Genomic DNA, 14,498 nt, shown 5'->3' with positions numbered 1-14,498 from the left:
ATGTTACGGTTACGGCGACGAATAAATCGAAAGTATTCGGCGAGGCTGATCCTGCGAATGGTTATACTACGACGCCGGCATCGATTCCTGGAAGCCCTACTGTAACTGTTGGTTCGTATCAAGTGACTGGTACGGCTGGCACGACGCGCCCTGTTGGGACATACACGATTACGCCACAAAACTTCAGCTTTGCGGAGACGGCATATTATAAATATACTGTGACTTATGCGACGGGAACGCTGACTGTATCTCCGCTTACTAACTTTAACCCTACGATTGATAACATTCCTGACCAAGATTATAACGGCTCGGCGAAGACGCCGACAATTGTTGTTCGCAATGGCTCGACGACGCTTGTTCTTAACACGGATTATACTGTTACATATTCTAACAACGTTAACCAAGGCGTTGCGACTGTTAATGTAACTTTCAAGGGCAACTATGGAGGCACGGCTTCGAAGACATTTAATATTATCGGTATGATGCCGACGTATTCGCTTGTTCAACCTGCGTTTGAGACGGGAACGGGCGCGGCTAATGATAAAATTGGCAACTCTGTTGCTGCGGCTTTTGATGTTGGAACTATTAACAACAGTTTCTATGGAGATGCCTATATCAATGTGGCAGGGGATTATGACTATTGGAAATTTACAGCAGGCACGACGGGAACATATTATATGTTCTCGAGCAATAACCCTAACAACTGGGATTTATATGGATATTTGTATAATTCGTCTGGTTCTCAATTAACGTATAACGATGATAGCGGCGGAAATATGAACTTCTATTTCAGCTATTCGTTGCAAGCTGGGCAAACGTATTATGTTATGGTTCGTGGGTATTCGTCTAGCACGAGCGGGGCTTATAGAGTAAACATCAATAGAATTGGTTTAGGCACATCTGCGACAGAGAAGGTTACTGTTCCTTATACTGGTTCAGCGCAATCTGTTGGGGTTACTTCGAACTCTGGCGGAGCGATAACTGTTTTATATAACGGCTCAACAACGATTCCTACGAATGCAGGAACATATACAATCACGGTTAACCAAGCGCAATACGGAAACTATAGAGCGACGACGGGCGCGGCTGCTGGCACATTTGTTATATCAAAAGCTAACCAAGTGATTACTATCACGGCAAAGAATTTATCTAAAAATTATGGTGCGGCGGATCCGGCGTGGGAATATACAATGTCTCCTGCAATATTGGGTGGTGGCACGCTTACGGTTGGCTCGTATTCTGTAACTGGTACGGCTGGAATGACACGCCCTGCTGGGACATATACCATCACTCCGCAAAACTTTAGCATCGCGGCGACGGCGAACTACACATATACGATTACTCATGTTGCAGGCACGCTTACGGTTAATAAGCTTTCATCGGCGATTGTGATTAAGGCGAATAATATATCTAAAAACTATGGTGTGGCAGATCCGGCAAGCCCATCAGGATTTACATATTCGATTACGGGATCGTTATATGACGGCGCGACTATAACAGTTGGTTCATATGCGATTGAAAACAAAGGAACAGGAACAGGAACGACGCGCCCTGCTGGCGATTATGTTATAACTCCATCTGGTTTTTCTGTCAATAACGGAACGAACACTTCAACTAACTATAATTATACTATAACTTATGATTTAACTGGCAAGCTAACGGTCAATAAGGTTATGCTGACATTATCTGCGAATGACAAGACTAAGGCATACGGTGCTGCTGATCCTGCTTGGACGGCATTATCGGATTTCACATTCTCGGGCTTTGTTAATAGTCAGACGACATCTGTTTTAACGGGTGTTCCTGCTGTAACGATTTCTGGCACGGCTGGCAATGGCAGAAGTGTGGGGACGTATACCGTTACTCCTACTGTTGGCACGATGACGGCTACGAACTATGACTTCACATATACTGCTGGTAACACGACGTATACAACATCGAACTCTGCGACAGAGGGCGGTACGATACAGGTTACGACTGTTACGCTTACACTGTCTGCGAATGATAAGACAAAGGTTTATGGCGCGGAAGATCCAACATGGACTACGCTTGCGGACTTTACATTCTCGGGATTTGTTAACAGTGAATCTTCGTCTAACTTATCGGGTGTTCCTGCCGTAACAATTTCTGGCACGGCTGGCACGGGCAGAGCTGTGAATACTTATACGGTTACGCCAGCTATTGGAACGTTGGCATCGACGAACTATGTGTTTAACTTTACGGCTGGTAACACGACGTATACTACATCTAACTCTGCGACAGAGGGCGGAACGATGCAAGTTACTAAGGCGAACCTAACGGTTACTCCTAACCAGTTAACTAAGAACTATGGTGCGGCGGATCCAACGTGGACGGGAGTTACGACGAGTGCGCAAAATAACTATACGATTTCCGGGTTTGTTAATAGCGAGAATTTTGATAGCATCAAATCTGGCATAACGGGCGCGCTATCCACGCCTACGATTTCTGGAACGTCAGGCACGGGGCGTGCGGTTGGGAATTATACAGTTGCTACGAATATTAATACACTTGCTTGCACGAACTATACGTTTGTGACTGCTACGCATTCGATAGGGCTAGTCGTTAATAAAGTTAACATAACGATTACACCTAATAAGAAGACGAAGATGTTAGGCGATGCAGACCCTACTTGGATGGGCATATCAACTAGCTCGGTTGGGGATTATACGCTATCTGGGTTTGTTAACAGTGAGAATTTTGATAGTATCAAATCTGGGATAACGGGTGCGATGTCTGAACCGACGATTTCTGGAACAGCGGGAACAACAAGACCTGTTGGAACATATAGCGTTACGGCGGTTAAGAACACATTGGATGCTGTGAATTATGCGTTTATTGTGTCAGCTGCGGTGTCTGATGGGTTGACGGTTATAAGCAATGCGCCAGCAAATGAATTTGCTTATACTGGTAGCGTTCAAAGCATCACGCTTCAACCGGGCACTTACAAACTTGAGACTTGGGGCGCACAAGGTGGCGATACCGGCAAAGGAAGCCTAGGTGGGCGTGGCGGATACTCAACTGGTATTTTAACTGTAACATCTCCTACTACATACTATATATATGTTGGTGGGCAAGGTGGCAGTGTTGCTGCTAATGTAGGCGGCGCGGCTGCTGGTGGCGGTGGTGGAACTGATATTAGAACGTCAACTGCTCAGCTATCTCCTTCTGCGGATAGTAGAATTATTATTGCTGGCGGCGGTGGGGGCGCTAATGGATATACTTCTAGTGCTAATGGTGGCTATGGCGGTGGTAACAGCGTTGCTAAAGGTGGAGACGGAGTTCTGCAGGCTGCTGGACAAAATGCAGCTGGCGGCGGCGGTTTATATGGATATAACGGTGGTGGCGGCGGCGCTGGTACTGAAGGCGGCGGTGCTGGTGGTAATGGTTATGGCTCTGGCACGAACAAAGGTGGCGATGGATATGGTTCGCAACCTGGCATAGGTGTGATAGGAAGTTCATCAACCTCTGGCGGCGGCGGTGGTGGAGGATTCTTTGGCGGCGGCGGCGGCGGTTCGCAAACTAGTAATAGCAGTGGTTCTAATGGTTCGGCAACTGGTGGTGGTGTTGGCGGCGGCGGAAGTGTTGGTAATGCGGGTTCTGTTGTAGGAAATGCAGGCGGAGCAGCATCTGGACAATATGCTGGAGCCGGAGGTTGGAACGGCGGCGGCGGCGGCGGTAACCAAAACAACGCTAGTGCTTTTGGTGGTTCTGGCGGTGGCGGTGGTCGTTATGGCGGCGGCGGCGGCGGTGGTGCTGGCGGTGCTGGCGGTGGCGGTTCAGGATGGATATCTTCTATTCTGGCGAGCCCTTCGTGCATTGCTGGTAATGCTTCGATGCCTGCGCCGACATCAGGAAACGAAACGGGACATTCGGGAAATGGGTATGTTAAAATCACGGCGCTTTCTGTGGTTGGGGCTGTTGCTAACTTTGATTATACAGGCGCGGCTGTGACGAAAACTTTGACGGCTGGGCAATATAAACTTGAAGTTTGGGGTGCGCAAGGCGGTAATGCAGGCGGAAAAGGCGGATACTCAGTCGGCACGGTTACTATCGATGCTACTACAAATGTATATATCTATGTTGGCGGGCAAGGCGGAACTTCTGGAACTGCTAATGTTGAAGTCGTCCCCGGTGGGTTTAATGGCGGCGGAGCAATTCAGTCGCAGAAAAAAACATCCGGTTCTGGTGGCGGAGCATCTGATATACGTATCGGGGCTAATAATTTGTATAACCGAGTCATTGTTGCTGGCGGCGGCGGCGGACGACTGGAGACTAGAACGGATGCTGGTGTCGGCGGTGGTACCACTGGCGGTGGCGTGACAGGGTTTAGTAACGAGCTTGCACAAGCTAGGGCTGTTAACGTGCAAGCTGGTGGGCAAGGAACGCAAACGTGGGGTGGTAATGCAGAACTATATGCAACTCAAGATACTGCGGATATGACGTACCAACGAGCTGGTGGTTTTGGAATAGGCGCTAATTATTATTCGTATCACGCATCTAACACGACGGCTGGTGCTGGTGGAGCTGGTTGGTATGGTGGCGGTTCTAACTGTCATGGTTCTGGCGGCGGCGGTTCGGGCTGGATTTATACAGCGAGTGCGTTTGCTACATGGAATGCTGGTAGGTCTGCTCATGCAAGCAATTATGCGTTAGCGACTAAATATTATCTTGCAAATGCAAATATGTATGCTGGCGATACAAGCTTCCCTGCGACTACGACGGGTAACGAAACTGGGCATGCGGGTAACGGATATGTTAGGATTACTCCTTTAACTAATGGCGCAAATGTTGCTGTGCAGACGCAGAATTTCTTCCAAAAGATATTAACTTTCTTCGGGCTTAAACCTGTTGAAACATTTGATGTTCCTGTTAATAAATTCTCGTTTAGATAAAATAAAAAACGCTGGGAACGGCGTTTTTTATTTGCGTGTTTTCTCTTATTATTGAATTTTTGATGTTGAGGGGGGTTGACAGGGGTATAAGGATATGTTATAATACTAACGCTGTACGAAATGATGCGGGTATGGCGGAATTGGCAGACGCGCTAGATTTAGGTTCTAGTGGGGCAACTCGTGAAGGTTCAAGTCCTTTTACCCGCACCAAACTGTTATAAAACGAACCACTTTATTATGTGTGATTGCATAATAAAAATCATTCAATTATAACCTAACGAAACAAAAAGAGCCTTTGAGGGAACTCATTGGCTCTTTTATGTAATCATTCAACGCTAGACTTAGTTTCGCCTTTTGCCTGATCGCTCTGTGAGCCAACCCTGCCCGAATAATACTCTTGTATTTTCGGCAGGAGCAGTCTTGCCAAGCTGTCGATTTCTTATCTAGCGGAATGTCAAGTTTTGGTTCATCTTTCGCCATAGCAAGACACTCCTTTTCATTTTTAAGTATTCCGTTAGTTGCCCTGCTTTGTCTTTGCTCCGTTTGCTGAAAAATATTTCTTTTTTGACGATTGGTATGTAAACTATGTGCAGGTGGTAATGGTAAACATCGTGTCCTAAATCGTCTGTAAGAGGCTTATTCCGCTCGTCTGCGTGCATTACTGCGGATAGTATGTATTTCTCATCGCCGACTTGGTTGATAGCAAATTCGTATGCTTTTTCGTAAAAATTTTTAGCAAACTCATAGCCACCATTATCTTCAAAAAATTTGCTGTTAACATCCAAAATCATCTCTGCCATTATGTTGGCATTTGCTTTTTGCCCTCGTATTGATATTGTTCCGTCCTTGACCATTTCGTCAAACTTTTTGAGGTATGAAGTTTCGCATTTCTTGAAGTAGATATTTTTGTCGCTGTGATCCAAAACGACATCGCAATTTGAGTATGCTTTGTTCTTTCGTTCGTTGTGTCGTTCCATTGCTTTTATGTCAGCGCGAGCGTGAGGATTATTTCGCACGACAGTCATATTCGCCATAGTCCTCATCTCCGTTTCTTTTCGTTCGGTAAAATCTTTTCTAACACTTTTGAAAGTGTGTAACCCACTATGACACTTTCAGACTGCGTCTGCAAAGATGTCGTGGGCTACTGCCGTAGGGGCTAACCTTGCAGGTTAATCGCTTTTCTCTCGCAGACTTTGTCTGCTCGTCATTCGCAAATCGTACTTGCTCCTCGCAAGGTTCGTTTTGCTCATCTTTTGTTATGCTTTCAGCATAACAAAAAACTTCCAACAAATTTAGTATATTTTGTCGGAAGTTGAAAATAGCAATTCAACAAACATTAACACTCGTTTTAGAAACAGAATTTACGATGTATTCCTCGACTTCATTCATTGGTATATTTAGTGCAACGGAGATTTCGCTATGCAAATATTCCTTTGCTTTTTCGACATAGCATACTCAAATTGCGATGTCGTTTTGGATCACAGCGACAAAAATATCTACTTCAAGCAATGCGACTCCATTCTATTGCGTCAAACTTTGCCATAGCTTTGTCGTATAGTTTTTTTCGTTCCTTATCACTTGTAGCTGAAATGGTGCTGATAAAACTCATTCGTGATACAACATCATCAATCACATCTTTTGTTGATATTTTCCTAACAATTTCATTGCAATTTATAACAATGGCTTTTTTGTTATCGCTTTCGTGCTTTATAAGACGAACACTATCGCTATCAGCGTCCAAAACACGCCATACGCCACCACTTCTGCATATTACACAATCGCCTTTTTGATACACTTTTATCACTCCTTAATGTTTATTTATCTGCTACTAAATGTCCTTTGTTGTCAAGGTGTTCGTGGTATTTGTGCATAACAAATCGTGCGACAGGTTGTGCCAAAAGTAACTCCACGCCAAAGCTAATACCAAAATTGCGGAACCATTTATAGAAAAAGTGAGTTATTGGCTCTAAGCTAATATGTCTGCTCCCTATCCAAGTCCCGATGACAGTTAGTAGAATTGATAAGAAAAATACACTACAAACAATATTGCAGAGAATATGTGCGTTGAAACTATCGTTTTTGTTTATAATTTTGTAGGTTAGCCACTCGGACGGTCTGTATGTCGCAAGCACCAAAATCACAACCGCTACCCATAAAACAGGCATAACCTTTAATACATCAACCCATACTGCAAGGCTGAAATTTTGAAGCTCAAAGCAAGTTATCAAGGGAGCGATTACATTGACTGATATTACAGATATAATTGCCATAAATAGCAAAAACTCTTTTCCGTTTCTCGGCAGTTTCATTCTAAATTTCATAATTTTTCTTCCTTTCTTTTTTGGCTTGCCAAACAAAAAACGCACAACTTCCGTCAGGAAATTATACGCTTTTAGGCTGTCCATCTCGTTTATTATGTGTATAGTTTAACATAATAAATTCTTTTTGTCAATGGCTATTTTATTGATTTTTTGTAAAATTAAACTTTTTCGAATTGTTTTTTGCTGCACTAACCATCCAAATCTTTATAAAGCCTATCCCTATTCGCTACAAACGAGCCTTATTTCAAAAATAACGATTTTAAGCCAAAAACTCGCTTATCGGCGGGCTTTTTTTGTTAAAAAAACGGCACAGCATTGCACTGTATCGTTTTTCGATTAGAATAAGATGGCCCGCCTGGAGAGATTCTCGCCTCCCGACCTTTTGGTTAGTAGGGTATGGCGTGGTCACTCTATCCAGCTGAGCAGCACTTTAACTTTGGTACGCCCGGAGAGATTCGAACTCCCGACCTTTTGGTTCGTAGCCAAACACTCTATCCAGCTGAGCTACGGGCGCATCGTTTCGAAAAACTCACAAAACCTGTTCGTTTTTCGAGAAAAAACTTTTAAATACTTTGACATTTCGTTTTTTAAGGTTTTAAAAGCTTATATAGTATAACACAAAATTGGGTGGCTGTCAAGGCGTGGCGGGTTGACTTTTATGGTAAAATATGGTATAATATATAGCATACTAAGGGGAGATATGTATGAAGACGAAGCTTGAAGTTAAGACTAGCGCGATCGGGAGCATGATTGCGATGGAACGTTATGCCGACGCTCTTAGCATTATGGAAAATAATAAAGATGAGCTGGATAAATATACAAAAGCTGTTTGGGACACGCACCTTATAAATATATACAAGAACACAGGGCGGACGGACGAAGCTTTAGAAATTATTGCTAGAGATTTGGCTGACCCTGATTTGAGCGAGAGGAATAGAAGCATACGTCTTGTGCAGAAGATAGGGATATTGGCTTTTAAGGGGCAAAAAACAACTGCGCTTAAGTTAGCTGAGAGCGAGCTTGAAAAAACTCCTGTTGCGACGAAGAAATATGGCATTTTAATGGCGCAGATTTTTAAAATTTTGAAGAGCATGGGTAAATTAAAGACAGCGATAGATTTGGCGGAAAAGGCATTGAGTAGCCCTGATATTACGAGAGAGGTTCGGATAGAGATTGAGGATCAGCTGAATTATATGCAGAGTGAGGGCGATTTTGAAAAAAGGACGAGACGCGTTGAGGCTACTGCGAAAGACTATATGAGGATAATTGATGGCAACGGGGATGTGGGCAATATTCCTTTAGGACTTTTCAACAAGTTTAATGATGGTGAGGATATTACTGACGAACTTGCCGAACAAATGAAAAACAATGATGACATAAAGCTTAGGGCTTTGAAGTTGTATATTAAATCTACGAGGGGAATGAGCGTGCGTAGAGAGCTTAGGGAGCTTGGGCAACAGCTTCCGGGGAGAGTTCGCGAAGTGCTGAATTTGGGGACGAGCTTTAATGATCTGCTTAAGAAAAGGAGCGGAATTCGAGAGTTTATTTTAAAATAATGTAAACGTAATAGCAAAAAACCGCACGGTATATAAAGGTTTAAAATAGAAAAGCAATCTCGCTATATGGCGAGATTTTTCTTGCAAAAAAATTTTTGTTGTGATATAATTCGTGTAACAGGAGGGATACATGGAAATTCTTTCTACAAAAGGTTTAAGCAAGAATTATAACGAATTTGCCGCCTTAAATGGCGTTTCAATAAACGTTTCTAAGGGCGAGATATATGGGCTTATCGGCAAGAATGGAGCGGGAAAAACTACGTTTTTCAAGCTTGTTATGGGATTGTCTTCTATAACTTCGGGTGAGGTTAGCATCGAGGGAGGGCTGCGAAGCGTCGGGTTTATGATTAGTGCATCGTTTTTTCCGGACTTGAGCGCGAGAAAAAACTTAGAATTCTATCGCAGGACAAAAGGCATTAAAGACAAAAGCGAGACGGATAGAGTTTTGAAAATGGTTGATCTTTATGGGGTTAACAAGCCGTTTAAGGATTTTTCGATGGGTATGAAGCAGCGTTTGGGGATAGCGAATGCTCTTTTAGGCAAGCCGGCGATTATTATTTTGGATGAGCCTATAAACGGGCTTGACCCGCAGGGAATAGCGGATATACGCAACATGATAATTGATATTAACAAGCAAGAAGGGACGACGTTTATCATCTCTTCGCATATTTTGAGCGAGCTGGACTTGGTTGCGACTAAATTCGGGTTTATTGACAAAGGCGTGCTTATAAAAGAGGCGACTCATGAGGAGCTTCACAAAGAGATGGAGCGCAACAATAATTTGTTAGAAGTTTTGGATGTTGATGCGGCGACGAAAGCGTTGAAGGAAAATAATGTTGAATACAAGGTTTTGAGCCAAGAGGATACTTTGGAGGAATATTTCCTCAAGCTAGTTGGAGGTGGACATGATGCTTAATTATATTAAGGCGGATTTATATAGAATTTTTTCTAAGAAGAGTTTGTATATTGTATTTGCGAGTTTTTTAGCATTGTTTCTCATCGCTATTTATGTGCAATCTGGAAGCATGACGAACGGCAGGGTATCGACATTGGAAGATTATATCTTCATGTTTTTAAATATAATATTGGGGATATATTTGTTTAATACTATTTATAACGATGATTTGAACGCGAGGAGCTTGCCTTCTCTAATCGGGTTTGGAATTAAACGTAGTGTGATTATTATATCTAAGTTTATCATTGCGATTATTATTTCTGCTGTTTTATATTTCTTGGTATCTCTATGTTTTTATTTTGTGATTAGCCTGATGGGGTTCGCGGTGAATATTGTTGGGCTTGCGCAAATAGTTTTGGCTAGTTTATTTAAATTGTTGGCTTTGTTTAGCGTGGCTAGCGTAGTTGTGTATGGGACGCAAAAAGCATCAGTTTCTATTGTTGCGTTTGTTCTTTTGATAACTGGTTTTGTCAGTCAAATGTTGTTGCTCATTCTAAACCAGATGGGGTTTGATAAGCTATATAACTATTCAATTGGCCCGATAACGACGAGCTTGGTTAACAATCCTAGCGTGAACGCTGCGGTGCCTTATCTAATTTATGTAATATTTTTTATAGCATTATCTATATTCGCTTTTAAGAAAAAAGATTTAGAATTCTAGGAGGAGAAAATGAAAAAAGTTATTTTGATTGTATTGGCTATTCTGGCTGTTGGGTTTGTTGCTATAAAAGGAAAGCAATATTATGATAATACGTATATTGGCAAGGATTATTATTTGCAAATTCCTGCTGATCAAAGCACGAAGATGGATACATGGGAATCTGGCGGGTTTACTATTAAAGGGAAGAGATACGAATATACAGCATATAATGAACAGGGAGAGACGAACTTGGCGTTTTTTAGTGTGACTGATGATGAGGATAGAAATATAACTGAGAAAAACCTGTTAAAACCGAATACGTATATAAAAGTTAATGCGAGCAAGGCAAGGACGCTTACGTGGAGGATTGTGCAGGAGGGGGATGTGCCTCCCGCTGCGTTAGAATATATCAAGCAAAACCGAAAATAAATGCATATAAAAAAGCAAGCTTTAAGCTTGCTTTTAAATTTTTAGGCAGTTGGAATTCTTAGTACCTGACCGATGGAAAGGTTATTGCTAGTTAAGCTGTTTAGTTGCATGATGGCTTGGACGGTTGTGCCGTACCTTTGGGCAATATTCCACAGGCTATCTCCTGAGACGACTGTATAGTTGAAATATCCTGTGCCTGAGCCTGAGCCGATTGCGCTGATTATGCCGTTCGCTATGCTTTGCGCATATGCGTTGAAATTTTGATCGAATAGCTGATTATCTTGCGCGTTTGTCATAAATCCTAGTTCGATGAGCATGGATGGAGCGTCTGTGTTTCTAAGTACTGCAAAATCTTCTCTTGATACGCCGCGGTTGCTTTGCACGCCGACGGATGCGATTGCGTTTGCGACAGTTTGTGCTTTTTGGAATGTGGATTGTGGCGCAGTGTTATACACGAAGATATCTAGACCGTTATAGTTTGGGTTTGTTGAGCCATTTCTATGAAGGGATACGAAGAGATCAGGATTTGCTGCGTTTGAGATGTTGCTGCGTTCTTGCAATGATACGGCTGTGTCGGTTGTTCTTGTCATGATAACGTTGACTCCTTGTGCTTGAAGGAGGTTGCGTACGGCCAGCCCTAAGCGGAGGTTATCATTTTTTTCTAATCGGACGCCTTGATATGTTGCGCCTGGGTCGTTTGGCCCGCCATGCCCTGGGTCAATAACTACTGTTCGAGCCTGCTCTCCACCGCCGCTTACTGGCGGAATTCTTAGAACCTGACCGATAGATAGATTTGTGCTAGTTAAGCCATTTAGTTGCATAATGGCTTGGACGGTTGTGCCATAGCGTTGGGCTAAGAGCCAGAGAGTATCGCCTGAGACGACAGTGTGAGACCTTTCGCCTGATGGGGGAGGAGTTGTGCCGCCAGATGTTGGAATGATTAGCGTTTGCCCGATGGACAGGTTAGTGCTAGTGAGATTATTTCTTGACATAATGGCTTGGACGGTTGTACCATATCGTTGGGCAAGGTTCCAAAGGGTGTCACCTGAGACGACGGTGTGAGTGATTTCGGTTGGGGGAGGGGTTGTGCCGCCTGGTATCATAAGCACTTGCCCTATAGAAAGGTTAGTGCTGGTTAGGTTATTCAGCTGCATGATGGCTTGGACGGTTGTATTGAATTTTTGTGCGATGAGGTATAATGAATCGCCGGCGATGACTGTATAGAAGAAATAGTTTGGAGGAGGGGCTGGTTGTTGCGGCGCCCCCATTACGATTGCGTATTGTTCCATTATTTTATTCCATGTTGTTGGACCGACGATGCCGTCTGGTGTTAATAGGTATTGCCTTTGGAACGCGATTACTGCTGCTTCAGTTGCAGGGCCGAATTGACCATCGACTGTTACGGCTGGTATATTTGGATACATGGTGCGAATTACGTTTAGGAACTGTTGTATGGTTGTGACATTTGCTCCTGATGAGCCGACCCTAAGCGGAGAACCAGGATATGGAGGGAGGTTATCGATAGGTGGAGGCGTAACTGGTGGGACGGTTACGTTGCCTTGGATGCCTCGATAAATTTCATATAGCCTATTCCATGTTGTTGCGCCGACTACGCCGTCTTGTGGCAGACCGAAAGTTTTTTGGAACTCTATAACGGATGTTCTTGTTATTGCATCGAAAACTCCGTCTTGAACAACAAATGGGACAGAATCATAGTATGCCGCGATTGTGTTTAAGATGAATTGTAGCTCTAAGACGTTTTGCCCGCGCGAACCCATTGAAAGCGTAACGTTTGGTGGGTTTTGCCCGATTGAGATTCTCTCGCCCTCGCTGTCTAGCTCGCCGAGTTTTGCTACAGCGACATATTTTTGCGAGATTGAATTCCATGTTGCTCTATCGATTATTCCGGTTTGTGGTAAATTGTTTATACGTTGGTATTCGCGGACCGCAGCTGCTGTATCTGCGCCGAAGACGCCGTTTGGAGTTAGAATTCTTGGGATGGCTGGGTAGTTCACCCTAATTCTGTTTAAGAAATTTTGCATGCGGCGAACATTATTGCCTGATGAACCTATACTCAAGTTTGTGCCTGGGAAGCTTTCGGTTATCGCGCCGATGTTGTTAGATTCTGATAGCACGATGTCGTTTCCGTAATATCTGCGGAGGATTTGGAGAGGGGTGTAGCCCTGATTGGCTAGGTTTACTGTTCCCCATTGTGGCATTCCGCCGTGTTGGCAGCTGCCTGATGTTCCTGCGCAGAATAGAGCTAGGATTGGATTTGCGAAGCCGTATCTGTGCGCATATACGTTGAAATATTGGTCTACAAGTTGGCTGATGTTTTGATAATAACCGCCACCGTCGACATAGTTCATATCATAGTTTGTGTTGTTGGTGATGTCGAAATTATAGCCTCTGCCGCGGTACCATTCTGTGAAAATTCGGTTTAATGCAAACGAGACGATGGCGTGGATGTTGGCAAGCAAGGCATTTGTTGGCCATGTTGAATATATTTCGTGCGACACAACGTTTTTGATGTAATCTCTAAATGGAACGCGAACATTTCGTGCTGCTGTGTTTGTTGGTGCGCCGAGATGCACGGTTATATAATCAGGAACTAAAACTTGAGATAGAACTTGTGGCGCAAAATCAGTTTGGTCTTGGACTTCTTGTTCGTGCATTTTCTCAGGCGATGCTTCAGGTGCTGTTAGCCCTTCGCCTTCTGGCAATTGGCTGACGTCATCGCGCAAAAAAAGACCGAGGGTTGGGACGACTACGGTGTTAGTGTCTGTCTCGCTTTGCGCGAGCGGTGTCATATGGACAGGCAAGATTTTTGTTAGAGTGTCCAAAATTCTTACGCCATCGATATATTGAGTGACATACCCCGGCTTGCTTACAACGACATTGACTGTTGAATATTGCGGTGTTTCGCTAGGTATTAACGTTAATGCTTTGTCTGGTGCTTGGATGGCGAAAATTTCTTGTGCTATGCCGCTATTGTCTGTTAGCGTTTCACCGATTAGTTGATTATCTGGCGTATAAACTTGGATGTAAGCATCTTGTAGTGGCAGTTCGCTATCGACTCCGACAACTGCGCTTGTTTGTAAATAACCCATTCCCATTTTCTAAAATCAACTCCTATAATTTTTTATATGTTATGACTACGGATTGTTTTTTGTGCGAAATCTATTGCAAATTGTAGTGATTTGTGGTATATTGTTGATAGAAATATTGGGAGGGATTGGTTATGTCTTGTGAAAATAAATTGAGTTGTCCTTGCACATATAGCTGTTCAAGGAGAGGGAAATGTTGTGAATGCGTGGCGTATCATAAAAATATGGAGCAATTTCCTGCTTGTTTTTTTACGGCGGGCGGAGGAAAGGAGGAGCGAAAGAGTCCCAGTCAACTCCCGACGAAAAGACAGAACACAAAAACAAAAAACAAAAAAAAACCCCCACCAACAAAAAAAAAAAAACCCCCACCACGAAAAAAAAAAAACCAACCTTTAAACGCCAAAAAATATAAAAAACCAAAAAAAAAAAGGAAACACCAAAAAAAAAAAAAAAACTTGCCCCCCGTGTAAAAAAACACCCCGCCCCACAAAAAGAAACCCCCCCCCCAAAAAAACAAACCCCCCCACAAACCCCGAAAACCCCCCCCCCGCCGCAAACACAACCGCCGCCGTTACGC

General features: G+C 43.5%; 9 protein-coding genes and 2 tRNA genes. 6 read left to right on the top strand and 5 right to left on the bottom strand.

Annotated elements, in window-relative coordinates:
- Positions 1-4,913, top strand: a 4,913-nt coding sequence (locus ACYVTD_RS05720; protein WP_461246826.1) for a beta strand repeat-containing protein, incomplete at its 5' end; no start/stop codon positions are given.
- Between the two features lie 125 nt (positions 4,914-5,038).
- Positions 5,039-5,123, top strand: a tRNA-Leu gene (locus ACYVTD_RS05715).
- 233 nt (positions 5,124-5,356) lie between these two features.
- Here the strand turns inward: ACYVTD_RS05715 and ACYVTD_RS05710 are convergent.
- The 4 genes from ACYVTD_RS05710 to ACYVTD_RS05695 all read right to left on the bottom strand — a co-directional run bounded on the left by ACYVTD_RS05710 (position 5,357) and on the right by ACYVTD_RS05695 (position 7,748).
- Positions 5,357-5,947 carry a plasmid recombination protein gene (locus tag ACYVTD_RS05710; RefSeq protein ID WP_461246825.1) on the bottom strand — a complete coding sequence of 197 codons (591 nt, stop codon included), beginning with the start codon at positions 5,945-5,947 and terminating at the stop codon, positions 5,357-5,359.
- Between the two features lie 467 nt (positions 5,948-6,414).
- A complete protein-coding gene (locus ACYVTD_RS05705; protein ID WP_461246824.1) occupies positions 6,415-6,708 on the bottom strand; it encodes a hypothetical protein in 294 nt (97 codons plus the stop codon).
- Positions 6,709-6,727: 19 nt separating this feature from the next.
- Complete coding sequence (locus ACYVTD_RS05700) at positions 6,728-7,318, bottom strand: hypothetical protein (RefSeq protein ID WP_461246823.1); 591 nt, start codon at positions 7,316-7,318, stop codon at positions 6,728-6,730.
- Positions 7,319-7,671: 353 nt separating this feature from the next.
- Positions 7,672-7,748 (bottom strand) — tRNA-Arg (locus ACYVTD_RS05695).
- A 271-nt stretch (positions 7,749-8,019) separates the two neighbouring features.
- Between ACYVTD_RS05695 and ACYVTD_RS05690 the strand changes: the two genes are divergently transcribed.
- The 4 genes from ACYVTD_RS05690 to ACYVTD_RS05675 all read left to right on the top strand — a co-directional run bounded on the left by ACYVTD_RS05690 (position 8,020) and on the right by ACYVTD_RS05675 (position 10,814).
- A complete protein-coding gene (locus ACYVTD_RS05690) occupies positions 8,020-8,790 on the top strand; it encodes a hypothetical protein (RefSeq protein ID WP_461246822.1) in 771 nt (256 codons plus the stop codon).
- A 130-nt stretch (positions 8,791-8,920) separates the two neighbouring features.
- A complete protein-coding gene (locus ACYVTD_RS05685) occupies positions 8,921-9,706 on the top strand; it encodes an ABC transporter ATP-binding protein (protein WP_461246821.1) in 786 nt (261 codons plus the stop codon).
- Positions 9,696-10,406: a hypothetical protein gene (locus tag ACYVTD_RS05680; protein ID WP_461246820.1), complete on the top strand. Its 711-nt coding sequence runs from the start codon at positions 9,696-9,698 to the stop codon at positions 10,404-10,406. Before ACYVTD_RS05685 ends, ACYVTD_RS05680 begins: the two co-directional genes overlap by 11 nt.
- 9 nt (positions 10,407-10,415) lie before the next feature.
- A complete protein-coding gene (locus ACYVTD_RS05675; protein WP_461246819.1) occupies positions 10,416-10,814 on the top strand; it encodes a YxeA family protein in 399 nt (132 codons plus the stop codon).
- Between the two features lie 41 nt (positions 10,815-10,855).
- On the opposite strand, the gene ACYVTD_RS05670 is transcribed toward ACYVTD_RS05675, so the two are convergent.
- Complete coding sequence (locus tag ACYVTD_RS05670) at positions 10,856-13,657, bottom strand: LysM peptidoglycan-binding domain-containing protein (RefSeq protein ID WP_461246818.1); 2,802 nt, start codon at positions 13,655-13,657, stop codon at positions 10,856-10,858.
- Positions 13,658-14,498 lie beyond the last annotated feature (841 nt).

Source organism: Treponema sp. R6D11 (assembly GCF_054786075.1).
The sequence above is the reverse complement of the archived record's forward strand: the minus strand, read 5'-3'. Positions and strand labels throughout refer to the sequence as shown.